The 25445-nt window shown below is 40.9% G+C and carries 23 protein-coding genes; 8 read left to right on the top strand and 15 right to left on the bottom strand.

Going from position 1 to position 25445, the window contains the following annotated elements; genetic code table 11:
* Nucleotides 1–24: 24 nt before the first annotated feature.
* The 6 genes from QAI40_RS02995 to QAI40_RS02970 form a co-directional block, all read right to left on the bottom strand.
* On the bottom strand, nucleotides 25–1536 hold the full coding sequence (locus QAI40_RS02995; protein WP_299977296.1) for a hydrogenase large subunit: 1512 nt from the start codon (nucleotides 1534–1536) through the stop codon (nucleotides 25–27).
* On the bottom strand, nucleotides 1533–2963 hold the full coding sequence (locus QAI40_RS02990) for a proton-conducting transporter transmembrane domain-containing protein (protein WP_299977297.1): 1431 nt from the start codon (nucleotides 2961–2963) through the stop codon (nucleotides 1533–1535). The genes QAI40_RS02995 and QAI40_RS02990 overlap by 4 nt, the downstream gene beginning before the upstream one ends.
* Nucleotides 2964–2973: 10 nt before the next feature.
* Complete coding sequence (locus QAI40_RS02985) at nucleotides 2974–3618, bottom strand: NADH-quinone oxidoreductase subunit K (protein ID WP_299977299.1); 645 nt, start codon at nucleotides 3616–3618, stop codon at nucleotides 2974–2976.
* Nucleotides 3615–4535, bottom strand: a complete 921-nt coding sequence (locus tag QAI40_RS02980) for a respiratory chain complex I subunit 1 family protein (RefSeq protein ID WP_299977301.1) — start codon at nucleotides 4533–4535, stop codon at nucleotides 3615–3617. The genes QAI40_RS02985 and QAI40_RS02980 overlap by 4 nt, the downstream gene beginning before the upstream one ends.
* A gap of 22 nt (nucleotides 4536–4557) precedes the next feature.
* On the bottom strand, nucleotides 4558–6516 hold the full coding sequence (locus QAI40_RS02975) for a proton-conducting transporter transmembrane domain-containing protein (protein ID WP_299977303.1): 1959 nt from the start codon (nucleotides 6514–6516) through the stop codon (nucleotides 4558–4560).
* A gap of 93 nt (nucleotides 6517–6609) precedes the next feature.
* On the bottom strand, nucleotides 6610–7845 hold the full coding sequence (locus QAI40_RS02970) for a hypothetical protein (protein WP_299977305.1): 1236 nt from the start codon (nucleotides 7843–7845) through the stop codon (nucleotides 6610–6612).
* 146 nt (nucleotides 7846–7991) lie between these two features.
* Between QAI40_RS02970 and QAI40_RS02965 the strand changes: the two genes are divergently transcribed.
* The 6 genes from QAI40_RS02965 (at nucleotide 7992) to QAI40_RS02940 (ending at nucleotide 13286) form a co-directional block, all read left to right on the top strand.
* Complete coding sequence (locus tag QAI40_RS02965; protein ID WP_299977307.1) at nucleotides 7992–8420, top strand: response regulator; 429 nt, start codon at nucleotides 7992–7994, stop codon at nucleotides 8418–8420.
* Nucleotides 8421–8462: 42 nt separating this feature from the next.
* Nucleotides 8463–9857, top strand: coding sequence for an ATP-binding protein (locus QAI40_RS02960; protein WP_299977309.1), 1395 nt, complete (start codon nucleotides 8463–8465; stop codon nucleotides 9855–9857).
* Nucleotides 9847–10521 carry a hypothetical protein gene (locus QAI40_RS02955; protein WP_299977311.1) on the top strand — a complete coding sequence of 225 codons (675 nt, stop codon included), beginning with the start codon at nucleotides 9847–9849 and terminating at the stop codon, nucleotides 10519–10521. The genes QAI40_RS02960 and QAI40_RS02955 overlap by 11 nt, the downstream gene beginning before the upstream one ends.
* A gap of 36 nt (nucleotides 10522–10557) precedes the next feature.
* Entirely contained in the window at nucleotides 10558–10986 is a 429-nt protein-coding gene (locus QAI40_RS02950; RefSeq protein WP_299977313.1) for a response regulator, read from the top strand.
* 237 nt (nucleotides 10987–11223) lie between these two features.
* Nucleotides 11224–12696: an SLC13 family permease gene (locus QAI40_RS02945; protein ID WP_299977315.1), complete on the top strand. Its 1473-nt coding sequence runs from the start codon at nucleotides 11224–11226 to the stop codon at nucleotides 12694–12696.
* 23 nt (nucleotides 12697–12719) lie between these two features.
* Nucleotides 12720–13286 carry a CBS domain-containing protein gene (locus QAI40_RS02940; RefSeq protein ID WP_299977316.1) on the top strand — a complete coding sequence of 189 codons (567 nt, stop codon included), beginning with the start codon at nucleotides 12720–12722 and terminating at the stop codon, nucleotides 13284–13286.
* Between the two features lie 82 nt (nucleotides 13287–13368).
* Here the strand turns inward: QAI40_RS02940 and QAI40_RS02935 are convergent, their stop codons facing one another.
* From QAI40_RS02935 to QAI40_RS02895, 9 genes are read right to left on the bottom strand one after another with little or no spacing between them, the layout of a single operon-like run.
* The gene (locus tag QAI40_RS02935) at nucleotides 13369–14793 is read right to left on the bottom strand and encodes a sigma-54-dependent transcriptional regulator (protein WP_299977318.1); all 1425 of its coding nucleotides are present in this window, start codon (nucleotides 14791–14793) and stop codon (nucleotides 13369–13371) included.
* Between the two features lies 1 nt (nucleotide 14794).
* Nucleotides 14795–16273 carry an ATP-binding protein gene (locus QAI40_RS02930; protein WP_299977320.1) on the bottom strand — a complete coding sequence of 493 codons (1479 nt, stop codon included), beginning with the start codon at nucleotides 16271–16273 and terminating at the stop codon, nucleotides 14795–14797.
* Between the two features lie 8 nt (nucleotides 16274–16281).
* On the bottom strand, nucleotides 16282–16860 hold the full coding sequence (locus QAI40_RS02925; RefSeq protein ID WP_299977322.1) for a CBS domain-containing protein: 579 nt from the start codon (nucleotides 16858–16860) through the stop codon (nucleotides 16282–16284).
* A gap of 34 nt (nucleotides 16861–16894) precedes the next feature.
* Nucleotides 16895–17335, bottom strand: coding sequence for a sigma-54-dependent transcriptional regulator (locus QAI40_RS02920; protein ID WP_299977324.1), 441 nt, complete (start codon nucleotides 17333–17335; stop codon nucleotides 16895–16897).
* A gap of 44 nt (nucleotides 17336–17379) precedes the next feature.
* Nucleotides 17380–18531, bottom strand: a complete 1152-nt coding sequence (locus tag QAI40_RS02915; protein ID WP_299977326.1) for a hybrid sensor histidine kinase/response regulator — start codon at nucleotides 18529–18531, stop codon at nucleotides 17380–17382.
* 13 nt (nucleotides 18532–18544) lie between these two features.
* A complete protein-coding gene (locus QAI40_RS02910) occupies nucleotides 18545–20125 on the bottom strand; it encodes an SLC13 family permease (RefSeq protein WP_299977329.1) in 1581 nt (526 codons plus the stop codon).
* Nucleotides 20126–20178: 53 nt separating this feature from the next.
* Complete coding sequence (locus tag QAI40_RS02905) at nucleotides 20179–20598, bottom strand: response regulator (RefSeq protein ID WP_299977331.1); 420 nt, start codon at nucleotides 20596–20598, stop codon at nucleotides 20179–20181.
* 18 nt (nucleotides 20599–20616) lie between these two features.
* The gene (locus QAI40_RS02900; RefSeq protein ID WP_299977334.1) at nucleotides 20617–21048 is read right to left on the bottom strand and encodes a response regulator; all 432 of its coding nucleotides are present in this window, start codon (nucleotides 21046–21048) and stop codon (nucleotides 20617–20619) included.
* Nucleotides 21045–22790, bottom strand: coding sequence for a sensor histidine kinase (locus tag QAI40_RS02895; RefSeq protein WP_299977337.1), 1746 nt, complete (start codon nucleotides 22788–22790; stop codon nucleotides 21045–21047). Before QAI40_RS02895 ends, QAI40_RS02900 begins: the two co-directional genes overlap by 4 nt.
* Before the next feature lie 703 nt (nucleotides 22791–23493).
* Between QAI40_RS02895 and QAI40_RS02890 the strand changes: the two genes are divergently transcribed.
* Together QAI40_RS02890 and QAI40_RS02885 are read left to right on the top strand one after the other, a co-directional pair.
* Nucleotides 23494–24531 carry a 4Fe-4S dicluster domain-containing protein gene (locus tag QAI40_RS02890; protein WP_299977340.1) on the top strand — a complete coding sequence of 346 codons (1038 nt, stop codon included), beginning with the start codon at nucleotides 23494–23496 and terminating at the stop codon, nucleotides 24529–24531.
* Nucleotides 24528–25436 carry an FAD/NAD(P)-binding protein gene (locus QAI40_RS02885; protein ID WP_299977342.1) on the top strand — a complete coding sequence of 303 codons (909 nt, stop codon included), beginning with the start codon at nucleotides 24528–24530 and terminating at the stop codon, nucleotides 25434–25436. The genes QAI40_RS02890 and QAI40_RS02885 overlap by 4 nt, the downstream gene beginning before the upstream one ends.
* The last annotated feature ends 9 nt before the right edge of the window (nucleotides 25437–25445 follow it).

The raw sequence follows: 25445 nt of genomic DNA, 5'->3' as shown, positions 1-25445 counted from the left end.
ATCATTTTTATAAATTTTTTATTATCAAAGATCAAATCCACAATAAGAAAGATTAAAACTTTTATTATTCAAAGGAAAATCTGATATCCCTGTATCCCGTAATGACATGGCAAGACCATTCCAGTTATGGAATGAAGGATCCTTAACTTTGTATCGAAGTATTTTCCCATCTTTATCTGTTAAAATTGCGTGGGATACTTCTCCCCGCCACGCCTCATTTACAGTTACCACAAAAGAAAAAAAAGCCAGATCATAGTTAATATCATCCACACAATGTGTTTCAACAGGTGTGTCAATCAAAGATTGAATAATATTTAGTGATTGTAAGACTTCATCATATCTTACTCTTGCCCGGGCATACACATCACCTGAAGGCTTTTTGTTTTCAGGAATATCTATCTGGCCATAATGTTCTGTGGGAAAACTTCTTCTAACATCATAGGGAATGCCGCTGGCTCGGCCGGCCGGCCCTACCAGGCCTAATTGCTGTGCATCATAATTGCTGACGATACCGCAGTCTTCAAAACGAGCCCGAACAGTTGAGGCAGAAAAAAGAAGATCAAGAACATGTTCCACCTGGGGTTTTAGTTCCTTGATCCGTTCATCAAGGGTTTTTCGAATATCATCGGCCAGTGAAAAACGGACACCTCCGGGCCGTACCAATCCTTTTCCAAATCTGTTTCCGCATAGCAGAAGAGACAAATTTAAAAAATCACCCCGGATACGGCCAAAATAATTGGCCGGTGGTAAAAAAGCCACATCACCGCTTAACGCTCCAAGATCACCAATATGATTGGCAAGCCGTTCCAGTTCCAGTGCTATGGTTCGAATAATTTGAGCACCCTTATCAGGTGTAGTTGATGTGAGTGACTCAACCGCCTGTGCCATACACAGACTGTGGCCGATGGTGGTATCCCCTGCAATATTTTCAGCAAGAATGGGTAATCTTTTTGCTTCAGCGTTTAAGAAAAGATTTTCTACTCCCCTGTGCTGATATCCCAGCTGAATTTCCAGATGAAGTACGCGTTCACCAATGCAGTTAAACCTGAAATGGCCGGGTTCTATAACACCGGCATGAACCGGCCCAACCGCCACTTCATGGATTTCATCGCCGTCAACCTGGTAATAATCATAATTTCCCGGGATATCTTTATTGTAGTCGTTCCCAAAAACATCCGGCATATCCTCTCTGTAACTGGGATGGTACCTGACCATTTTCAGCCAGGGATGTCCCTCGGGCCGGATACCGAATTGTTCGGCAATTTCTCTTTCAAACATATGAAAGGGCTCACATATTTTACTGAAACTTGGATAAGAATCCGGTGCATCACAGCCTGCTACAAAAAGCTTGTCCGTTCTCAAAACAGCCAGAAATTTCATGGATAAATCATCCTGATAGCCAAAATACTGAACAACCTTTCCGCCATTTTTTATAATATCCAGTGCGTTTTCCTGGAAATCATTAAATGAAAGATGAGGAATCTGTTCTCTTGATAGTTTCTCACCATTTGATATTTCTAAAAAAGCGTTAGTCATTTAAGTCCTCCGCCAATGGCAGTCACTGCATCAATTATAGTTTGATATAATGTGTCCGGCATATAGAAGCATAATATCAGGGATGTTAACAGCAATATATATTGAGGCCAGACAAGGCTGGCCTTTTCTTTTAAGCCGATTGTTTTATTTGAATCTGAATCATCAAAGGAAATTTTCATGACCTGGTTGGCAAATCCGGCAAAAATGACACAAAGGCTTAAAATAAAAATACCGGCTGTTATATAGTGGCCGGTTCTGAACGCACCGACAATAATAAACATTTCACCGATAAAAATGCCAAAGGGAGGAAATCCTGAGATACCGACAAAACCGCCAAAAAAAGCCACAAATGTTTTGGGCATACGCCTTACCATATCACCTGTGTTTTTAATGAATCTGTCACCATACCCCAATAAAATATTTCCCGATGACAAAAACAGAGAGGATTTGATCAGGCTATGGTGAATCATACAGATCATAGCGCCATATGCAGCGATACCGCCGATACCTGTTCCAACGGCGATGATTCCCATGTTCTCGATACTGGAATAGGCGAGCATTCTTTTATATTCGTTCTGCTTAAGAATAAATGTTGCTGCTGCCAGAATGGACATCAAGCCGAAAACAATCAGAATCGTGCCTGAAAAATCATTCAGTCCTGCTGCATGCATGATTTTATTGGTCTTAAAGATACCCAGATACGCACAATTTAAAAGCACCCCGGATAATAGTGCAGAAGCAGGGCTGGGCGCTTCGCTGTGTGCGTCTGGAAGCCAGGTGTGCATGGGCGCAAGGCCCATTTTTGTGCCATATCCAACCAGTATGAAGACAAATCCTGCTTTCAGCCACATGGGATCCAGTGTTTTGGCAACCTGGGTCAGTGCTGAAAAAGATAAGGGGGCATCGACATTGCCAATGTCCATGGCAAGTGTAATAAAGACTGACCCTAAAAGTGCCATGGCTATACCGACAGAACATATGAGCACATATTTCCAGGTGGCTTCAAGGGATGCTGAGGATCTATGGGTGTAGATCAGCGGAGCACTGGCAAGGGTTGTTGCTTCAATGGCGATCCACATTACCATGATATGATCGGATAAGGTCACCATTGTCATGGTTGATAAAAACAGAATCATGGATCCTGTAAAAATATTTTCTTTTTGAATTTCACTCTCTTTCAGGTAGGCAACCGTATAGATGGAAATAAGAAAAAATAATAATGAAATAACCAATAACGATAACAAGCCTTCGGGTGTCACAGCAAAATAGTTATTAAAAATTGCTTCTGGTCTGTTTTTCCATAGAAAAAGTGAAAGAAAAAGATGAATCGCACCAGTAGCCACTAAAAGCTTGCGACTAATCGCTTTTGGAAGAAAAAAAGCAATAATGCCTGTTATAAAAGGCGTCAGAAAAACAATTTCTACCATGAAATAACACCTATTCCTTTAAAGTTCTTAAGTTTGCCGTATCAACATCATCAAAGGTTCGTTTGATATTTTGAAGTATAATGGCCATTATCATAACGCCGGCAAGCACATCCAGCAAAATCCCGAATTCAACAATATGGCGGGCACGAACTGAAATTGTTGTTCCTACAAGATAAATTCCATTTTCCATCATGATGTAACCCAATACCATGGCAATGGCATTTCGCCTGGCCATTAACAGAAACATTCCTGCAACCAGAAGCGCTATAGCTGTCGGAAATAAAAGCGTATAGTCACTGATGGATGGAATATTCAACTGGCGACTGGTATATGTGGCTGCAACGATTAATCCAAGACCGCACAGCATGGAGGCATGAAACCCGATAATGGGTTCCACCTCTCTTTTGATGGCCACTTTTTTTATGGCCACATAAATGCTCATTGGAATAATAATACCCCTGATTATTAAAGTTGCAAAGGTGAAGACTATTCCACCGGCATTCATATCGTGACCAATAAAGAAAGGAACCATGGACACTACAATTCCCTGGAAAGCAATTACCTTTATCAGTCCGGGAAGCCTGCTTGTGCCAAAGGAGAATAAAACAGAAAGCAGTACAAGTGACAAAATAGTATCAACCGGATGTAGTATCATTTGATAAACTCCAAAGTGATAATGGTTGCAAAAAAGGCCAGGGCAAAAGATGTCAGGACAAATTGCGGAACTTTATCCATTCTGTACCGGGCAATGACCGATTCCGTAACACCGATGGCCACATATACAATGATAAGCCCTATAATAAAAATTAAAAAACCAATTGCCGAAATCTTAAAATCAAACGGTAAAATCAGCCTTGAAACTAGTGCTGAGTAAAAAAATAATTTACAAAAAGAACCCAACTCGATCAATCCGAAATCGGGTCCGCTGTGATCTAAAACCATTACTTCATGGATCATGGTAAGTTCCAGATGTGTGGCAGGATCATCAACAGGAACCCTTGAATTTTCCGTCAAAAGAATAATAAAAAAGGAAATCACTATAAATAATAAAGGGGCACCGCCCAAATTCCACAGTGCAATGGTATTGTCTCCTGAAAAATAAGCCGATAGCTGTAATTGCCCGGTCAACCGGTAAAAGAAAATTAAAATCATGAACATGGCAGCTTCACAGATAATCGGAAAATAAGCTTCTCTTGCAGCCCCCATGCCTTCAAAGGGAGATGCTGTATCCATGGCCGCAGCAATCGTAAAGAAACGGCCAAGTCCCATTAGATATAAAATAAAAATAACATCCCCGTTAAATGAAAAAATCGAGTTGTGTCCGGCAATGGGCAAAAACATGAGCACAGTGATTGCACAAGCAAATGAAATAATGGGTCCAAGTTTAAAAACAGCAGTAGTGCTGGTACTATAAACAGATCCCTTTTTAAAAAGCTTGATCAGAGTGTAATAATTAATCAGCAGGGGTGATCCCGTTCTCCCTCCGAAAAATGCCTTTACCTTAATGATGACCGCTGCAAAAAAAGGCGCCGTTAAAATTGCAAGACACCAGAGAATAATGGATTCAATCATGAAGTTTTCCCATTTATTTATTTTATATAAAAAACAACAACAATATTATAGCCAGTAAAATATACCCGATATAAAGATGGATATCACCATGTTGAATCCATCTAAGTTTATCAAATAAAAACAACACCGGATTAACGATAACCCCTTTCATGTTAAGTTCTGCAATATCATTCACACAACTTTTGTAATATGTATTTAAAGGGAATCGTCCTGTGACTTTTGGATGATCTTCGTCCAAGGGTGCAGCAGGTCTGAAAAAATCAAGAAGAAACGATGCGTATGAAGACCCCGTATACTGCATTTTAACCGTTGGCTGAGTAAAACCACATCCCCATGTCCCTGAACTTGTAATAGTTTTGCCCCTGTAAAAAAACCATCGGATTGCGAACACCACTAATACGGTGATAAGGAAAATAGTTGCTGCAAGCGTAATATTTCCTGCCATCTGTTCAAATGGCTCAAGGGGAACACGGGCGTATCCCAGGTTCAAAGCGGAAACAGCTTTGATTGACATATAAATAAAAATCCTTGGGAATATACCGATAAAAATACAGGCGCCGGCAAGAATCGACATGGATATCAGCATGGCCGGGCCTTTTTCATCAACATTAACAGCAGCTTTAGTCCTTGGTTCACCTTGAAAGGCAATACCAATTACCTTTGTAAAGCAGGCCAGTGCCAGGCCGCCGATAACTGCAAGGCTGACAATTGCTAAGATACTCATGACAAAAGCAGATTTATCAAGGGCAACACCTTTAAATCCACCGATATATATAAAAAATTCCCCTACAAATCCGTTAAAGGGCGGAAGACCGGAAATGGCCAGGGAACCAATAATAAATGCTGTTCCGGTAATTTTCATATTTTTCAGCAATCCACCCAGAGCATCAATGGAACGCTTTCCTGTTTTATGAAGAACCATTCCTGCACCCATAAACAAAAGGGACTTGAAAATGGAATGATTAAGAACGTGAAGAAATCCGCCTGTAAATCCAAGAACCGCCATCAAAGGATTTTGGGATGAAACACCAATCATTCCAATACCCAGCCCGATTAAAATAATGCCAATGTTTTCAACACTGGAATAGGCCAGTAATCGTTTAAGATCTTGTTGGCCCAGGGCATAGACAATCCCCAGAATACCTGAAACCACTCCGGCAACAAGAACAATATTTCCAAAAAGAGGGGTATGAAAATCCAAAAGGGAATAAATCCTTACAATACCGTAAATACCGGTTTTAATCATAACTCCGGACATGACGGCGGAAATATGACTTGGGGCGGCAGGATGGGCATGGGGTAACCAGACATGAAAGGGGAATACTCCTGCTTTTGATCCAAAACCAATAAAGGAAAAAATAAATACCAGAATTTTTGCGGTTTCGGAAAGAGCATTCATATTTTCAAATCCAAAGCTGCCAGTATAGCCGTAAACAATTCCAAAGGCTGCGAATATAAACATGGCGCCAACATGGGAAAAAACAAAATAAAGATACCCGGCTCTTCGACTTTCAGCAGAGTTATGCTTGTAAATAACCAGGAAAAAAGATGACAGGGACATGATTTCCCAGGACAACATGAATGTTATCATATTGGCGGCAGTTACTACCAGTGCCATAGAGGCAATTAGAATACTGAAGAAAAAATAGTTAACCGCTGTTCTCATAGCTTTTCCCTCATGATCCATGTAATGAAAACTGTAAATAGCGGAAAGGAGAGAAACTGCAAAAATAACCACAAGAAAAAAAGCAGAAAGTCCATCAATTTGAAATGTCAGTGAAAAAACATTCAAATATTTAAAGGACGCACCGGCACTGCTTGGCTGCATGATTTTTATCACAGCATCCATTAAGCCCAAAAAACAACCAGTGCTTAATAAAAAAACCGTAATTATCTTCATCAATTTAACTTGCCGTGCTAAAACAAGGGATAAAAAGCCTCCAGATAAAATGATCAGTATCGATATAAAAAATTGACTCATAAATTCCCCAGTCTTTGTTTATTTTCATATTTTTTTACAGATAAAAGTGTGTTTTTACTAAAGCAGAACCGATTTTTTGTCAAGAAAATATTCCTAGTGCCGGGAAATGATGGGCCGGTCTTCAGCATCAATATCAATTCCAATGGTATCACCGGTCTTAAAACCAAGATGTATAAATTCCTTGACCACCTTATCGTGCCGGTCGACATGCCAGTAGGCTGACCAGAGAGGATTTCGTACGGTATCAATACCATAGGCGTCATGGCTGCACAGGTTGATCCTGAATTTATCCTTTGCAATCAATGTATCTGCTTCTGCCAGAAAAATATCAATTTTGTAAAGATTGGTGTGAAGGGCTTTTGACAGGACTTTCTGAAGATCAGGCAAATCTTCAAGATAATGGTTGGCAATCTGGTAGAGCTCGGAGGAATCCTGTATGGAAAACCCCAGAACAGCAAATCGCTGGTGCCTTAAAGCAAAAGATTCAAGTTCCTTTTCATATGCCTTTATGCTGGATATAATCCCATTGATATCTGGCTTTAATTCTTTGTTTTTTGGAACAAAATCCTCGCACTGGCTGATGACGTTAATATAAAAGGCCTTGTTATCCATTACATAAACCGGCCTTTCCCTGTAATTTCTGCGCTTTCTTATGCGCCTGATGCCATCAAGCTTAATGGAATGCTGGCTCTCTTTTTCCTCCAGCGTCTCAATATTTGAAATATCCTTGGCCTGCACAACATAGATTTCTCCATCAGTTGCAATAATATACTCGATCTCGCATCTAAACCCCAGGACCTTTTGGATATCTTCTGATAGTTTTAACAGCCTGTGATCATGAGGAACATTGGTGATGTGGGGTTCGTTTTGGACCTTGTGTGAACGGTTCCTGCAGTAACCAAATTCCCAGTGGTTAACTATCATTTTTGCCATGACGCTGGAACCATTGACAAAAGGCATGACAATGACACCCATTTCATTTATATCGATTTGGGGTGCATGGTTGAACATCTGCTGCCGGCGGATGGATAGCCATTTCGACGTCTCAGCTATTTTTATCATTCGATTCCGCGCATATTTTATTCCGCCAATATCTGCATAGGTATCAAGAGAATCAAAGGTACCGCCGGTATACTCAGATTCCAGAGGATGGGCGCTTCTTGCAATGACTTTATAACTTTCACGATGTTTATCTAAAAATGAATCCAGTTGTGTAAAATTATTATTGTTGAATTGATCTGCCGGTACATAAATAAAATCCGGAACCTTAAATCCATTTTTACGAAGTTTTTCCAGCAGTCTCGCTTTTTCGGGTATCTTGTTTTTCATGTTTGACATTGACTTTTTTAGCGAATTTAAATAATTTGACAAAATCCGACCGATCATTTCGGTTGGTTGCTATTAGCTTTTATTTTTAGGTAACATATGTCAATGCCAAATGCAATACTTACAGCAGCCATAAGGTTTCTCAAGAAATGAAACAGGTATATCAGAAGTTAGATGTCTCTAAAAAAAGTTCTGTAGAGATGCCTTCTAAAGTCCTTTTGGTGGACGATGAAAAAGAATTTGTGCTGACTTTGTCAGAACGTTTGCAAATACGGGATATGGGGACTGCAATTGTATACGACGGAAAATCAGCACTGGATCTGGTTCGTAATGATGCCCCGGAAGTGATGATCATTGATCTAAAAATGCCCGGGATTGACGGAATGGAAATCCTAAAAGAAGTGAAACAGAGCCGGTCTGAGATCGAAGTGATTGTACTGACCGGTCATGGATCAGGACAGGACAGGAAAAAGTGCATGGATATGGGTGCCTTTGCATATATGCAAAAACCGGTAAATATCAACATATTAAGTGAGACCCTGAAAAAAGCACATGAGAAAATTAAAACCGGTAAATAAACAACGGTGTGAAACACATTTTTAAATGCGTAAGTGAAATTCATGAAACGATTGAAAAAACTTAAACCCGCATTCTGGGACCACCGGGATATTGCAGGCAGCCATTCGCACACTACTTTTAATTTCCGGCGGAAGTGGAAGCTGCTTGTGCTGTTTACCTCCTTTATGGCCCTTTTGCCCCTTTTTGTCATGACCCTTGTGGACTTTAGCCTCACACGCCGGATCATCGAAGATGAGGTAGAAAGCAGCATGTCAAAAATCCTGAGCTCTGCTGCCGCTTCCATCTCTTTTTCCAAAGATCTAAAAAAATCAGCCCTTGATTATATCGTCCACTCTGATGCCGGAGAGGACAATGACATATTTGTTGTCAATGAAGATGGTGCTTTGCTGACCCCCTCCTTTTATTACGGCAGGCCGGGCACTTCTGATATTTTTAACGTTAACCTGTTCAACGAGAATTCCGGAATCGAAGAAGATGTGACCCCAAAAGGAAAACCAGTTATTGCAGGGTATGCCAGGATACCGGACACCTCTTTAATATTCGTGCTGGTCAAGAGCAAAAAGTGGCTCACCGACCTGTGGCTCAAACCCAGGCTCAAACTGGTCTGGTATCTGGCTGTCAGCATTGTTTTGATTTTATTGTCCATAATGGGTACGGCAACCTATCTTGTGGGGCGCATCCATTCAACAGATCGCAAAAGGACTGAAGCCCTTCGCCATGCCGAATATGCAAAAAAACTTGCATCCATAGGCCGCCTGGCTTCGGGTGTTGCCCATGAGATCAATAACCCTCTGGCCATTATCAATCAGAAAACAGGGTTGATTCTGGACCTGTTTACACTGAGAGAAGATTTTTCTTCGGATGATCGGCTGATTCCCCTTGCCAACGATGTTCTTGATGCGGTTACGCGGTGCGGGGGCATCACCCGGCGGCTGCTGGATTTTGCCCGCCATATGGAGCCCAGCATAGAGCCGGTGGATATAGGGGAAGTCGTCGGACAGGTGCTGGCCTTTCTTAAAAAGGATGCCGAACGCCAAAGCATCACTATCTCTGTGGACAACCAGGACGTCATTCCAGATTTTGAATGCGATAAAGGCAGTCTGCAGCAAATTTTTTTAAACCTGATTGAAAATGCCTTTGCTGCAATGGAAGATGGTGGGCAGCTCACTATCTCTATCAAACTCAAGGAAAAGGATAAATTGACAATAACCGTTTCCGATAATGGAAGCGGCATTTCTATTGAAGATATTGATAAGATCTTTGAGCCTTTCTATTCGTCTAAAGACGATCATTGGGGTACGGGTCTTGGTCTGTCTATTACTTACGGACTGATTAAGGAAATCGGCGGAGATATCATGGTAAAAAGTAGCCTGGGTAAAGGCACCCGTTTTACCCTGACAATACCCATAACAGCAGGTACTGATAATGGTAGATGATAAAGAGGGCCTCAGCAAAAGCGGAATGCGATTTTTTGGCAAAATGTCTGCCTCTGCCACCCATGAAATTAAAAACTGCCTGGCCATTATCAATGAAAGTGCAGGACTTTTAGAAGACCTGTCCATGATGGCTGAAAAGAAACCACCCCTCTCCCTTGCCCGGGTCAACGACATCTCACAAAGGGTGACAAGACAGGTGAACCGAGCCGATATAGTGGTACGCAAATTAAACCGATTTTCCCACGGTGTTGATAGGAAAACCCAAATTGCAAATCTTGAAGAAACAGTCAGTTTTGTTCTGGATTTGGCATCCAGGCTCATTGCAATGCAGGGGGTTGTCATCAAGGTAACCTCCCCATTATCACGCATAATGGTTGAAACAAACATTTTTTATCTGGAAAATATGATCTGGAAAGCCATTGAAACAGCCTGTCTTGCAGCTAAAGAAAAAAAACAGATGGTGATTTCATTCGGAACTGATGCTGACACGCCCTCAATCTGGTTTTCAATGGATGCAGTCCAAAACGATCTAATGGATGACCTGTTTGGATCAAAAGAAGATAGAGCCCTAATGAAACACTTAGATATATCCATTAAAAAGAATAAAGATAATAACGGTTTTGGCCTTTTGTTGTTAAAACGGAACCCAGTTACGCCAAATTGATTTGGCTAAAGCACCAACGGTATAAGGAGAAAGATAATGTCGGAAAAAGTATTACTCGTGGATGATGAAAAAGAATTTCTGGAGATCATGTCCGAGAGGATGACAGCCCGCGGTATGGTGGTCACCACTACAGACTCAGCTGACAAAGCACTGTCTATTTTAAAAAAAGAGTCTTTTGATGCCATTGTTATGGATTTTCAAATGCCGGGAATGGATGGTATGGAAGCATTGAAAGCGATTAAAAATCTAAAGCCCGAGCTGCAAATCATTCTGCTCACCGGTTATGCCACTGTTGAAAAAACAGTTGAAGCCATGAAAATCGGTGCCACGGATTTTCTTGAAAAACCGGCAGATCTTGAAGCCCTGTCAGAAAAAATTAAAAATGCAAAAACTGAAAAAATGCTCATTGTTGAAAAACAAATGGAGGAAAAAATCAAAGATATTCTCCAGCGGCATGGTGGCTGAGCCTCATCACCGTCATTATCCCATTTATTTAACTCTGGATTCAAATGGGATAATGACGTGGCTTTTGAAGTATCACCTGCCCGCTTATTAATATCTGACACATCACTAATCATTGTTTTTTCTATACTTTCCTTGACAAAAAGTAATTTCTTATCTTATTTAAAACAAAATTAAAAATTAAAGGGTCGATATAACCCTATGAAAAAATATATAAACTATTAGGAGATTATTATTAACATGAGCACTGATACAGCAGCCTTAACCGGCTCAAAATTCGATTGGAAACGCATCCTATTTTTACTCATAGGTGTAATACTATTTATTGTTGTCAACTTTTCCCCACCCTGGCCGGATGCAATTGATCCTGCCGGCAAACACTTTGTGTTGAGCCAGCAGGCAAAAGGTGCCCTGGCTGTATTTCTTTTAGGGGGTACATGGTGGGTCTTTGAAGTAGTTCCCATTGGTGTTACCAGCCTCTTTATGGGAATTTTGCAGGCAGTCTTTCTGATCCGGCCTGCCAAAACCGCCTTCCAACAGATGTTTGATCCTTCGGTAGTCTTTATCTTTGCATCCCTTGTGATTGGAATCGTATTCACCAAAACAGGCCTGACACGGCGGCTTGCCTACAAGATGCTTGTCATTGTGGGTGAAAAAACCAGCATGATATACCTTGGCTGTTTTGTGGTCACTGCTGCCTTGACCCATATCATGGCCCATACAGCAGTTGCCGCAACCATGTTTCCACTTCTCATCACCGTCTATGGACTCTATAGTGATGACTTTGAGACACCCACCCGATTCGGTAAGGGGCTGTTCATTGGAATGGCCTATGTTGCAGGGGCCGGAAGTATCGTTACCCTGCTGGGTGCAGCCCGGGGCGCAGTAGCATTGGGTTTTTATAAAGAACTTGTGGGCACGGATATCACTTTTTTCCAATTGGCCTTTTACATGTTCCCCATTGGATGGCTCATGACCTTTGCATTATGGGGATTTTTTATGATCTTTTTCAAACCCGAGCAAAGAACTATTCCGGGCTTAAGGGAGAAAGCAAAAAAACTCAGCAAAGCCATGGGATCCATTACTAAAAATGAAATTATTGCCGCTTCAATCATTTTCGTATGTATTTTCCTGATGTCTATCAGGCCTTATGTTGCAATATTAAAACCCATTGACAAGTCAGCCATTATCCTGACATCTACTGTTCTATTTTTTGTAATTAGAATTCTGGACATTAAAGACCTTGAATCTATTCCATGGAACATTATCTTATTGTTTGGCGGTGCCATGAGTATTGGTTTCTGCCTTTGGGAAACAGGAGCTGCAGAATGGATTGCCATCAACTGGCTGAGCATGTTCAAAGATTCCAACTGGTTTGTCTTTGTAATGAGTATGTCATTTCTTGTTATGATGTTGACCAATTTTATTATGAATGTTGCAGCCATTGCCATCGTCCTGCCTGTTGCATTGGTTATAGGACCTTATCTCGGTGTAGGACCTGATGTAATCACATTCTCAGCCCTTGTCGTGGCGGGCATGCCCTTCTTGCTTTTGGTTGGTGCGGCGCCTAATGCGATAGCCTATGATTCAAAACAATTCACCACCGGTGAGTTTTTTGGCTATGGTATCCCGGCCAGCATTATGTTGATGATAATAACTGGTATTGCCGTTTACGTTATTTGGCCTCTCATGGGTATGAAGATTATGCTATAACATCAATAAGGGAAGAAAATAAAATGGAATTAATAAAAGTCAAAGAGATAATGGTTCCTTTGCTGGAGTATGCTACCGTAAATGAAGAAGATACTCTTGAAACAGCTGTCAGGACACTTCTTGCTTCCCATCAGACAGCGGATCAGTCTAAATACAAACACCGGGCGGTTCTTGTTTTTGATAAAGATGGTGACATTTCCGGAAAAGTATCTTCCCTTGATATTTTACGTGCACTTGAGCCAAAATACAGTCAGTTTGGAAGCTCCGACCACCTTTCCAAAATGGGATTGTCCAGATTCGGGTTGAGTGATGATTTCCTACATTCTCTGGTGGAAAACTACAATCTCTGGGATGAAAGCTGCGAGTCTCTTGTCAAAAAGGCAAAAAACAGAAAAGTAAAAGACATAATGTATTCTCCCCAGGAAGGCGAATATGTTAACGAAGATCTCTCTATTCCAGAGGCAATTCACCAGTTTATCCTGGGCCACCACCAGTCTTTGATAGTATTGAACAAACAGAATAAGGTGATTGGCATATTAAGACTTACAGATATTTTCATGCTCATTTGTGACCTGATGGTAAAAGAATAATCAACTGCCGCCGGGATTTGCAATATAAAATTGCCAATCCCGGCGGCTAATTTATTCGAACTGCAAATTACCAACTCCCCTGCTAATCTGATATTTCGGTTTTAAGCTTAATATGATATTTGTCAATTTTGGCATGAAGTGTCGGTCTTGAGACGCTTAAGAGTTTCGCAGCCTGGGAACGGTTTCCGTTCGTTATTTTCAGAGCTTCGGCGATAACAATAGTTGAAACCATGTCTATAAAATCATCAAAACGGTAATTTTCAGATGGCTTGGATAATAATTGCCGGACCCACTCCTTGATATCATTTAATTTGATCTCTTCAGTGAATTTAGTTTTTTCTTTTTTATTTATTACCTGTTCCAGATCTGTTATGGAAATTGGCGCCCCTCTGTTAAAGATAAGGACTTTCTGAATCAAATTTGACAGCTCCCTTATATTTCCGGGCCAGTCATAACGATTTAACCGCGTTAAAGCTTCTTTTTGAATACCCGGATTATCAACCTTTAATTCATTGGAAAATTTAGCCATATAATATGAAATCAGACTATTGATATCTTCTCGCCTGTCCCTCAATGGAGGAAGTTCTATGGCAACCACTTTTAAACGGAAATATAAATCTTCCCGGAATTTTTTATTCTTGATAGCCTGTTCCAGTTTTTTATTTGTCGCAGCAATAATTCGAACATCGACAGGAATGATTTCTTCACCTCCCAGCCTTTCAATCTTCTTTTCCTGTAACAACCTTAAAATTTTGCCCTGTATATTTAACGGCATATCCCCGATTTCGTCCAAGAACACTGTACCGCCGTTTGCCTGCTCAATTTTCCCGATATGTCGCTGGGAAGCTCCGGTAAATGCACCTTTTTCATAACCGAACAATTCACTCTCAAGAAGATTTTCAGGTATGGCAACACAATTAATGATTAAAAAGGCCTTATCCGAACGAATACCATGCTGATAGACTGCCCTTGCTACTAATTCTTTTCCAGTCCCTGATTCTCCCAGTATTAAAACGGTTGCATCGGTTTGAGAGACCCGGCCTATTGATTTGTATACATCCTGCATGAGTTTACTTTGACCGATAATCACATCTCCGGACTCTTTATCAGGAGCAGCATCCACTTCAACCGGCGATCTCATAAAATATCCCGCCTCTATTGCCTGTTCGATTAAATTAAGCATATCCGGCACATCAAATGGTTTGAGGACATAATCATAGGCCCCCATTTTGGTAGCTTCTATGGCAATTTGGGTTGTACCATAAGCGGTTATAATAATGACCGGCAGTTTTGAATCGATTTTCTTGATTCGTTTGAATGTTTCCATCCCGTTTATTCCGGGCAATCGCAAATCCAGAATAACCAGATCCAAAACATTCTGTTTAACAATTTCAATGCCGGCTTCACCGGAAGCAGCACTGATAATCGCATAGTCTTCCTCTTTTAAAAGCTTGCAAAAACTTTTTCTTAATTGGTCATCATCATCAATTACTAAAACGGTATCCATGTTATGAATCCTTTATGGGAAGCGTAATAACAAAGGATGACCCCTCGCCTTCCTCGCTGGACACATCCAGCCACCCCCCATGTTCATTTATAATATTAAACGCTATACTCAACCCAAGGCCTGTCCCTTCATCTTTGGTGGTAAAAAAAGGATTAAATATCTGTTCTCTGATTTCTTGAGGAATTCCTGCACCATCATCTATTATCCTGATAACATCTACTTTTTTTAACGGCTCCACATGACTTTCTTCTTCATGGATAATGATCAAACCGGTCTTATCCATTGCTTCACAGGCATTGATAATGATATTAATAATCACCTCTTTGAGCTGTTCCGGGTCTATGAATGTATCGCTAAGAGGACTGTGCCGGATTAACCTTGTGGTCACATGATACGATTTTAATCGCTGCTCCAGAAGATAAAGGGCGCTGTCCACAACAATTGACGGGCTCATCTTTTTTATCTTCAGCTTGGGCGGACGGGCAAATTCCAGAAAATTTTCAACAATTTTATTAATCTGCTTTATTTCACCGGAGATAACGTTGAAGTCTTCTTGTTGGTACTTTGTAAAATTACATGAACGGTTCAATGAAAAGAGTCTCATCTTTACAGAAGTTAATGGATTGCGGATACTATGCGATGTTCCGGCAGCCAGTTTGCCCAGCAACGCCATTTTTTCAGATTGCATCAGGGTTTCCCGGCTTCGCTTCAATTCCTGATGAGTCTGTTCTGCATTTTCGATCAAACCATGAACACTTTGTTTTAACGCGGCAACCTCATTTCCCGAGGATTTTGAGTTTCCCAGCCTGCCTGCCTCTGCTGCCAGCTTTCGAATTGGCCCCAATATATGACGGGCAAAAATATAATTAATCAAAAGACTTAGTACAACAACTGTAACAATTGCCATAAGGGCAACATATCTGAGATGATTGGATTCCCTCCGGCTTGTTTTGATTGCATCCGCAATCTTGTTTTTATGAAACGATTTAAATTGTTCGCACAATTCCAGAATTTTAAAAAAATCTTGTCTTACATCCTTATGAAGGGCTGATCCTTTATCATATTCACTTGATTTATATAGATCAATGACTTTATCTCTGGCCGTAACATAATATTTATATTTGGATTCAACCTGGGCAACGGCATCTTTTTCCCATGGTTCTTCCACAAGGGATTTCACTGTTACAAGATTTTCTTTGAAAAGTATCTGATACTTATTCAGCCGATCAATCCAGGCAGGATCGTGGTCCAGCAGATAATACGATACAAATCCTTTCTGGTTGACAAGGGATGTGCCAAGGGCCTCAGCAGATTGATAAATCATAATATTTTTATCAATAATGTTTTTGAAAATTTTTTCCGTCTTATATGTATACCAGACCATAAGTACCGCCCCAATGACAGTTATGCACAAAAGAACAGCATTGAGCAGGTATACCCTGTTTTTAAGACTCAATTGAAATGTAAATTTCTCCGTCATCCCGTAACCTATTGGGTTTGGTGCATTTTTCTTCCATCAATGCAAATTTTTTTGAAAACATCTGTTAATCGTAAAATTCCGACAATATCTTCACCTTTTGTTACCAAAAGAGATTGATGGTGCCCCATAATAAGCTGGTGGATGGCCACTCCCAAATTTGCATCTTCTTTGACATATTCCCCTGGCGTCAGGGTGTGCATGAGCTCTGTTACTTTTTGTTTGCCTGCCTTCCCGCATATATCTTTTACCGGCTCATACCATAATTCATATTGTTCCAAAATACCTTTCATAAATTGCGGGCTGAATCCAAAATGGGACATGCCTATCTGGGGAAAAGCCTTCTCTTCCGTAAACTGTTCGTACTTGGGCTCCAAAGACCGTATCACATCCAGCTGACTGAGTTTACCGATAACCTTGTTGGTTTTCTTATCACACACAAGAATCGCCCGGTGCCGGTATTTGCTTTTATCAAATTGTTCCTGGGCCTTTTCAAGCGCATCCAGTGCATCTGATAATGTGGCCCCCTCATGAACAGTGGCATACTCTGAAAGCGAAACCATTAAATCTTTTACCAGAATAGATTTCATTTAATATCCTCCCTGCATTAAACCATATTGAGTTTTATACATCTCCGCTTCTTCTTAAAAGAAACCTGGCTTCAGCCTGGCGGATTCGTTCTTCCTGTTCATCTTTTCGTTTCCTGGCATTTTCCAGTTTGACTTTTATATCTTTAAAATCAGCCGGCTTCATCAGGTAATCAAACGCCCCCAGTTTCATACCTTCCACTGCGGTTTCCGTTGATCCATGTCCGGTCAACAAAATGACTTCAACAATGGGATAAAGCTTTTTTATCTGTTTTAAGGTGTCAATTCCATCCATGCCCGGCATCCTGATATCCAGGATGACCACATCAATGATTGTCGTTTCCAGCACCTTTAATGCATCCTTACCACTGTAGGCCGTGGATACTTTTTCACCCTGTCCTTCCAGCCGGAGGGAAAACATTTCAACAAAATCTTTTTCATCATCCACTATCAAGACTTTAGCGGGTATTTTAATCATGGGAGTTTTCTCCTTTCTTTTTCATATATTATCGAAGTTTGTCATTATCCGTTTGATTTATCGTATTTCGGCAGCCTCACCTGAAAGCAAGTCCCTTTGCCCACCGTACTTGCGACATCAATTTTACCGTTAAGATTGGAAAGAATTTTATGGACCACAAACAGCCCCAGGCCGGTCCCTTCATGAAAGGACTTGGTGGTAAAAAAAGGATCAAAAATTTTGCTCAAATTTTCTTTGGGTATCCCGATCCCATTATCTTTAATTTCAAGAATGATATCCTCATTAACTTCACAGATGGACAACGTAATGGAACCATTTTTTTGCAACGCATGAACAGCATTGCTCAGAAGGTTCATCAAAACCTGCCGAATCTGATAGGGATCACTCCAAACAACATTCTTTTTCTTATCGATTTTCCAATTAATCGTTGTGTTTTTATCTTTCAGTTCTTTTTTTAACAGACCCAGTGTTTCATACAGCAATGCTTTCAGATTAACCTCGGAAAATTGCGATTCCGGTTTTTTTACATGGTCCAAAAGCTGATGGGTTATCTTGCGAGCTCTTTTAATGCCTTTTTCAATTTTTTCTATTCCCATCAATAATGCATCTTTCTGGGAGAACATAGACATTTCCAGTGTACTGATAACCTGTTTCATAAATCCGGCAGATTCATTGATGATAGCCAGAGGATTATTGATTTCATGGGCAATGCCGGTGGACATCGTGCCAAGAGATACAAGTCGTTCCGTATCAATCATTTTTTTTTCCAGCTTTGCCCGGTATTCAAGTTCTTTTTGTTTTTCTTCTTCCAGTCGGATCATTTCAAACGCCTGTTTTATTTTATTCACCAGATGATCAATTTCCACAGGTTTTGTCAAATAATCAAATGCACCGGATTTGATTCCTTCAATCCCATCCGAGACTGCAACATTGCCGGTTAAAAGGATTACCTGAGTTTTTGCAAACTCCTGCTTGATGAGCCTCAGCGTATCAATTCCGCTGATCCCGGGCATTTTAACATCCAGAACCACCACATCCATGGGGGTTTTTTTAAGAATACCCAGGCACTCTTCCCCCCCAGAGGCCTGCACGGGTTTCAACCCTCTTTTGGCAAGCCTTTTAGCGATTGTCCTTCTGAATCCTTCTTCATCATCCACAATAAGAAGGCGGAGCTTGTTATCATAGAGTTTGTTCATGCAACTATTCCCCCTAAACTAAACCCAGTATTCTCCACCACACAGCTGCAACAACAACTAATACTGTCAGTAAAATCGGCGTGGCAACCAGACCGACCTTTGTCAGGTCAGATGCTTTAAAATACCGGTAACTGTATGCAATGGCATTGGGAGGGCAACCGATAACCAGCAGCATGGCAAATGATGTGGCCATTCCCATGCAAAGCGCCAATACCACCGGATTAACCCCTTCAAGCTGTGCCATGGGGATAACAATGGGAAGAATCAAGGCGGCCGCGGCAACATTGGCCATGGCATTGGTCACTAAAGCCCCGAAAACACCCACACCGATAAAAAGAACCAGCCAGCCTTTTCCCTGGATCAAAGGAAAGAACAAATTGGCAAAATAATCCGCTGCTCCTGAATATCCCATGGCAAGCCCCAGTGAAATCCCGCCGCCAAATATAAACAGGGCAGTCCCCCACTCCAGGTTGTCATTGATGTCTCTCCATTTCAACACTTTAAACAACACTAGGGCAGCCACCCCCAGCATACCGGTAACTGAATAATCAATGCCATGGAGCCCCTTGGTCAGCCATAAGGCAAAGGAAAGGCCAATAATGGCCAGTGTTTTTTTCTCAAGTGTTGTCATGGGCCCCAAATCTTCATCAAACTCCGGTAACTTGTATTTTGGGTTCGGTCTGTAAACCATGTATACAATAAATACAGCAATCGGGGTTGTAATGATGGCTGCCGGCATGGCATATAATATCCACTCAAAAAAGGTAATCTCAATTCCGGTAAATTCTTTTAAAAAAGCAGCTGATACCATACAGCGTCCCCCTCCGATAAGGCTTCCCATGCCGCCGCTTGAGCAGGCAAAGGGTAAGGACAGCATCATGAACTTGGCCGTATTGGTGTGGGGTTCAATACCGGCCGCCCGCATCAGGGGCAGCATGGTAACAATCCCTATGGCACAGGCGGCGGCATCATGCATAAAAGATGATGAAAGCCCGAGGCCTATGGCAATGATAAAGGTAAATCGGGTAATACTGTTCCCGGCTTTTTTGATTATATAATATCCCAGCCGTTTGGTTATGCCGGCCTTGTCAAGGGAAATGGCAAAAATAAGGCAGCACATGATAAAAATGACCACCGGATGCATATATGGGGCCCAGGCACTTTTTACGTCGGTGACCTGCATGATAACCAGGAAGACCCCGATGCAGACTGCGGTTATTTCCAGGGGGATAGGCTCGATTACAAATAATATCACAAGAACTGCAAGAATTGCCAGGAAGCGTTTTGCCTTTGGCGAAAGCCCGTCAACATAATCTACTCGGGCCTTGTCTAAATTTAAATCTTTTGCTTTTTGATCTAAAAATTTTACAGTGGCCTCAAGTGACCCAGGGTTCTTTGCCTTTAAAATATATGATTCTGTTTTTATTTTTCCTTCTGGAACAACAACAAAATGTTCATTCACATTCTGCATGAGTATTCTGCCTTCATCACCTGTAACTTTGAATTGCGTTCCTTCCGGTCTTGGCAGCAGGAAGACGATAACACCCACTAAAAAAGCAACACAGAGTTTAAATCCATTTGTCTTATAAAACATATTTTCTCCTTAACCGTCAGCTATTGTTCAACAACCGTTGTAAAATCCATTTATCACTCTATATGAGATCCTTTTGATTCCTCTAATTGACACTGGTAAGCCTCTTTAATTTTTTCAATTAATTCAGAAAGCTCACAAGGTTTGGTCAGGTAATCAAATGCACCAAATGAAATGCCTTCCCTGGCGGCTTCCTGTGAACCATGTCCTGTCAAAAAAATCACGGGCACTTCAGGTGCCATTTTTTTCATTATCTTTAACACTTCAACGCCATCCATATCTTCCATTTTCAAATCCAAAACCACTACATCAAAATCATTTTTACGTAAGATCTGTATCGCTTCACCGCCGGAATACGCTTTTGTGGCATTTATGGATCTTTTGGACAGTCTGTTTGCCAGAACATTGATATATCCTTTTTCATCATCAACAAGCAGGACACTTATGATTTTTTCCTCTTTACGATTACCAATCATAACATCCCCCTCTTTTCCTTAGACCATCCGGCCTGAAATTTCCTTCATCCGGGCTTCCATAATTTTTTCATCATGTTTTCTTTTCTTTTCCATGGCATCCTTGACCTTGGCCACCAGCATATCAATGTCACAGGGTTTCATCAGATAATCAAATGCGCCTAGTTTCATCCCGTCAATCGCTGTTTCAACAGTTGCATGACCGGTCAGCATGATCACTTCTACAAGGGGGAACCTGTTTTTAATTTCAATCAATGTCTGAACACCATCCATTTGCGGCATTTTTACATCAAGGATAACGACCTCAATGGCTTTATTGTTTTCAAGCTCGACCAGAGCATCTTTGCCACTGTATGCCGCCTGGATTTTCATCCCTCTTTTTTCCAGACGTTTGGTAATGGTATCCAGAAACGGTTTTTCATCATCCACGAGTAATAATTTAATCCTGTTCATGTTTTTTCTCCTTGAATTTCTGACTCACTGTCATTATCTGTAACTTCAATTATTTCTTCCTGAAACGGTATCCATATACGAAATTTAGTCCCACTACCAATCTGGCTGTGGACATCTATTTTCCCTCCCATTTTCTGAATAATGCCGTAGCATATTGAAAGCCCGAGACCCGTACCTTTCCCGACTGCCTTTGTTGTAAAAAATGGATCAAATATTCTGTCGAGATTATTTTTAGGAATACCGGGCCCATTGTCTTCCATGGAAATCACCAGATGATTCTTTTCAATCTGGCTGATTTTGGTTTCAATTTTAATTGTTCCCCCACTTTTTTCCATGGCATCAATGGCATTATTGATTAAATTAAGGATGACCTGCTGGAGTTCAGAAGGAGCTATTCTTATATAAGGAATCCCTTCATTCAGATTTGTTTCAATAATTACATTGTTATACCTGGCCATTTGAGCCGTCAGGGAAACAATTTCCTTGACGGCATCATTGATCTGGACGTCATTGACTGTGGAATCCGTTTTCCTGGCAAAACTAAGCAATTTATGGGTAATCTCTTTGCACCGTTTCCCCTGAGTGTTGATCTGACTTAGCGCACGCTTGAATTCATCAAAATTTTCAGATCCCGTTAAATCCTCTTCTTCAAAAAGATCCTCAATCCAGCCAGCCTCTTCAACCATTATGGCAACCGGATTGTTTATTTCATGGGCAATGCCTGCGGCAAGCTCACCAATCGTGGCCAGTTTTCCGCTTTCAACAACCTGTTTATTCATGACTTCACTCTTTTTGTCTGCACTGGAAATAAGCTTCACAATATTTCGGGGAAGAGTGAACGCGACCGAAAGGATGGCAATGCATCCGAAAATAAATATGGCCAGGGCGAGAAGCTGTGTTTTCCATAAATCACGGAAGGCATCGTTTAAATCCTGACGAAACACCATTAACCAGTCAATATTTTTAAGCCTTGAGGTCACACATAAATATTTATTTCCCAAGGCATCCTGTTTTTTTGCAAAAATCGTTTCATTATTTTTATAACAATCACTATCCATCATTGATGCGATAATCGACTGTTTGAGTCCCACGTTCGTTTGGGTTTGCAATTTGCCTTTACTATTAATAAGAAAGGCGATGCCTGTTTTCCCGATATGAATATTTTCCACCAGGGAATTAAAAGCCCCGAAATTGATGGTCGACCGTAAAATATAATCAGAACCATTCGATGTGATCTTGACCGCAATAATAAAATGAGGATGCCCCCTTAAACCGGCAAACACATCACTGATATAAAAAGGTTTATCACTTGCTTTTATAAACCATTCAGCGTCTGAGTAATCCGCATTTTCAAATTTGAACGGGCCTTCATACGCAAACTGGATACCGTTTCCATTGACCAGTCCTAAATCCGTAAACACATCTCCATATTCTTTTTTTAATAATCCCAGGTTCTTTTGCAGGAATATCTTTGGTGATTGTTGTTTACTGTCAAACTGCCGGGCCAGATACCGGATATTTCCTAGTTTTTCCGACAAAAAGGTATCAATATTCTGAGTGTGTTTTTGGACTAGTTCTGAAATGTGAGCCTGTATTTTTTCTGTATAGGTCAGGTTAAATCGATAAACAAGAATACCCGTAGTCAATATCATGGGAGAAAAAGAAACAACCAGTATCAAAACCATGATTTTTCTTGTCAATATCTGGTAAAATGCTTTCCTATCTGTTAAGGATTGTTCCATTATGTTTTTCCTTTTTACACTTTCCCACTCATCACTCTACTATAACCTAAATAAAGATACAAGATACATGCCAGGCAAAAAAGCGGAACTATACAAACGATAACTTATTAAAAAGACAAGAAAAAGTGCTGTGTAAAAATATCTGACGATACCAATATACGTGTCAGCTATTTTTACACTTCGTAAAACAAGTCGACCAATAGTAAACAAATCCGTCTATGGGTATTCTAAGTCACAAAACCGCAACAGCAAAAGAATAATACCATATTCAGACGTATGTTCGCGCCATTTCCCAAAATAACTGTGTGGGAAATTTTCGACCCGAGATATTGGCACCACGAACAGGATTGTCAAAGATAATCTGGTTCCATTCTTCGAATATTTTCAAAAATCGTTCTTTTTTTACATGCCGTAAAAAAACCTGACGCTCATCAAAGCCGATGCGTCTGCATCACTCTCTTCATTTGGTTGAAAATTCTTTTATTTCAAATAGTTATGAATCCTTAAACTTATTATCTTCTTTGGCATATCTTTTGCTTTGTCATTTTTGGTAGATAAAGAAACCTAAATTAAAAGGAGCTCCCATGAATACCATAAATAAAGTATGTATTGAAATAATCTAAAAGCCATTGTGAAAATTATTTCTTTCTCAATTTTATCACTGTCTAAAACATTAACATGAATTCAGGAAGGATTTTTAAAAATGCTTTTTAAAACAATAAAAAAACAAGATTTTTTCGACTTCTATTTTCCGGATTTTCAATGCATCGGGCCTAAAAAAGTAGGAACTAATAACAACGGCAAGCCGATTTATCAATTCCTGCCCTTTTCCTCTTTTGACGAAATAGACCTTGATTACGAAACAACCGAATATTCAGCCAAGACATATTTCCTTCCGTATAAAGAGACTCTTTCTTCTTTTAGTTTTGAAGACAATGACTGGACGCAGGAAATCAACTACAGCAGCAACCCCAGGCTTATCATCGGGTTACATCCATGTGATATAAACGGGTTGGTTAAGCTTGATAAAGTTTTTGAAAAAACTTTATTCCCAAACCCCTATTATATTACAAGACGTCAAAATACATTTGTCGTGGGAATTGATTGTAAACAACCCTGTGATCGAGGATTTTGTTCTTCGGTCGGTTCAAACACGGTAACCCATGGGTTTGATTTGTTTTTAACCGATATCGGGGATCGATATTTCGTGAAAATCGGGTCGGACCGGGCGTTTAATGCCCTTCAAAAAATTAAAACCAGGGATATTACCAAAAATGATAACGAACTTTATCTTCAAGCGAGAAACAAATTTGACGACGGGGTTGAAAAAACCGTGCGCGTTGAAAATCTTCCCAACCTGCTCGATATTGAATTTGAATCCGACGTTTGGGGAAAATGGGGGGACAAATGTTTGAGCTGCGGCACCTGCGCCATGGTTTGCCCTACCTGTTATTGTTACGGCGTTACCGAACATATATCCATGGACTTTAATAAAAGCGATAAAATCAAACAACTTTATTCATGCAATCTGAACGACTTTGCGCAAGTTGCCGGAGGGCATAATTTCAGACCCGAGCCTGCCACACGCCTCAAATACCGCTATTATCATCAGCACCGCGGCTTTGTGGAATCATTTGGTCAGCCACTGTGTGTGGGTTGTAATCGTTGCGGACGGGCATGCCTAGCCGGCATCAATCCGACCGATGTTATTTCTGATTTACAAAGGGAGCAAAAACGATGAAAAATATTATGCACCCGTATGACGTCAGGCACGAAACAGATATGGTTGAACCGCTTGATTTCAACCGGCGCAGCCGGCTGAAGGAAGTAGACAGATGCTTTAAAGCTGAAATAACCAATGTGATCCGCCTCACTGATATGGAAAAACTGTTCCAGATAAGAATGGTAAATGATAAAGACTGGGAACGATTTGTTTTTCTTCCCGGACAATTTGTAATGCTTGAATTGCCCGGTTACGGTGAAATACCTATCTCATTTTCAAGTTCTCCATCTATTAGAAGCACCATTGAGCTGTGTATCCGAAAAGCCGGGAAAGTGACGCAGGCGCTCCACAAAGCAAAGCGCGGTGCCATTGTAGGTCTTCGAGGCCCCTTCGGCACCTATTTCCCAATGGAACGAATGAAGGGGAATAACATTCTTCTCATTGCCGGCGGATTGGGACTGGCACCTTTGCGAGCGCCGATCAGTTTTGTGATTGAAAACCGGGCCGACTTTGAAGAAGTCCATATCCTGTATGGAGCAAAAGAACCTTCACAGCTTCTTTTTGATTACCAATACGAAGAATGGCACCGTATTGACGATATCAATCTTGAGGTAATTGTGGAACAGCCTGACAAATCATGGATCGGCCCCGTGGGTTTAATCACCAAGCTTTTAGATGATATCAAAATGCCGGCGGACAAAACCTATGCCATCGTTTGCGGACCGCCCATCATGTTTAAATTCGTATGTAAACGCTTAAGCGAGATGGGAATTCCCATGCAGCGGATGTTTGTATCCCTTGAACGCAGGATGCACTGCGGCATCGGAAACTGCTGCCGGTGCAATATCGGTTCCACTTATACCTGTTTAGACGGTCCGGTTTTCGATTTCTGGACGGTCATGAATTTAAAGGAAGCCATTTGATGAAAGGAT

Source organism: Desulfobacula sp. (genome assembly GCF_030611305.1).
GTDB lineage: Bacteria > Desulfobacterota > Desulfobacteria > Desulfobacterales > Desulfobacteraceae > Desulfobacula.
This window is presented reverse-complemented; position numbering and strand designations above follow the sequence as displayed.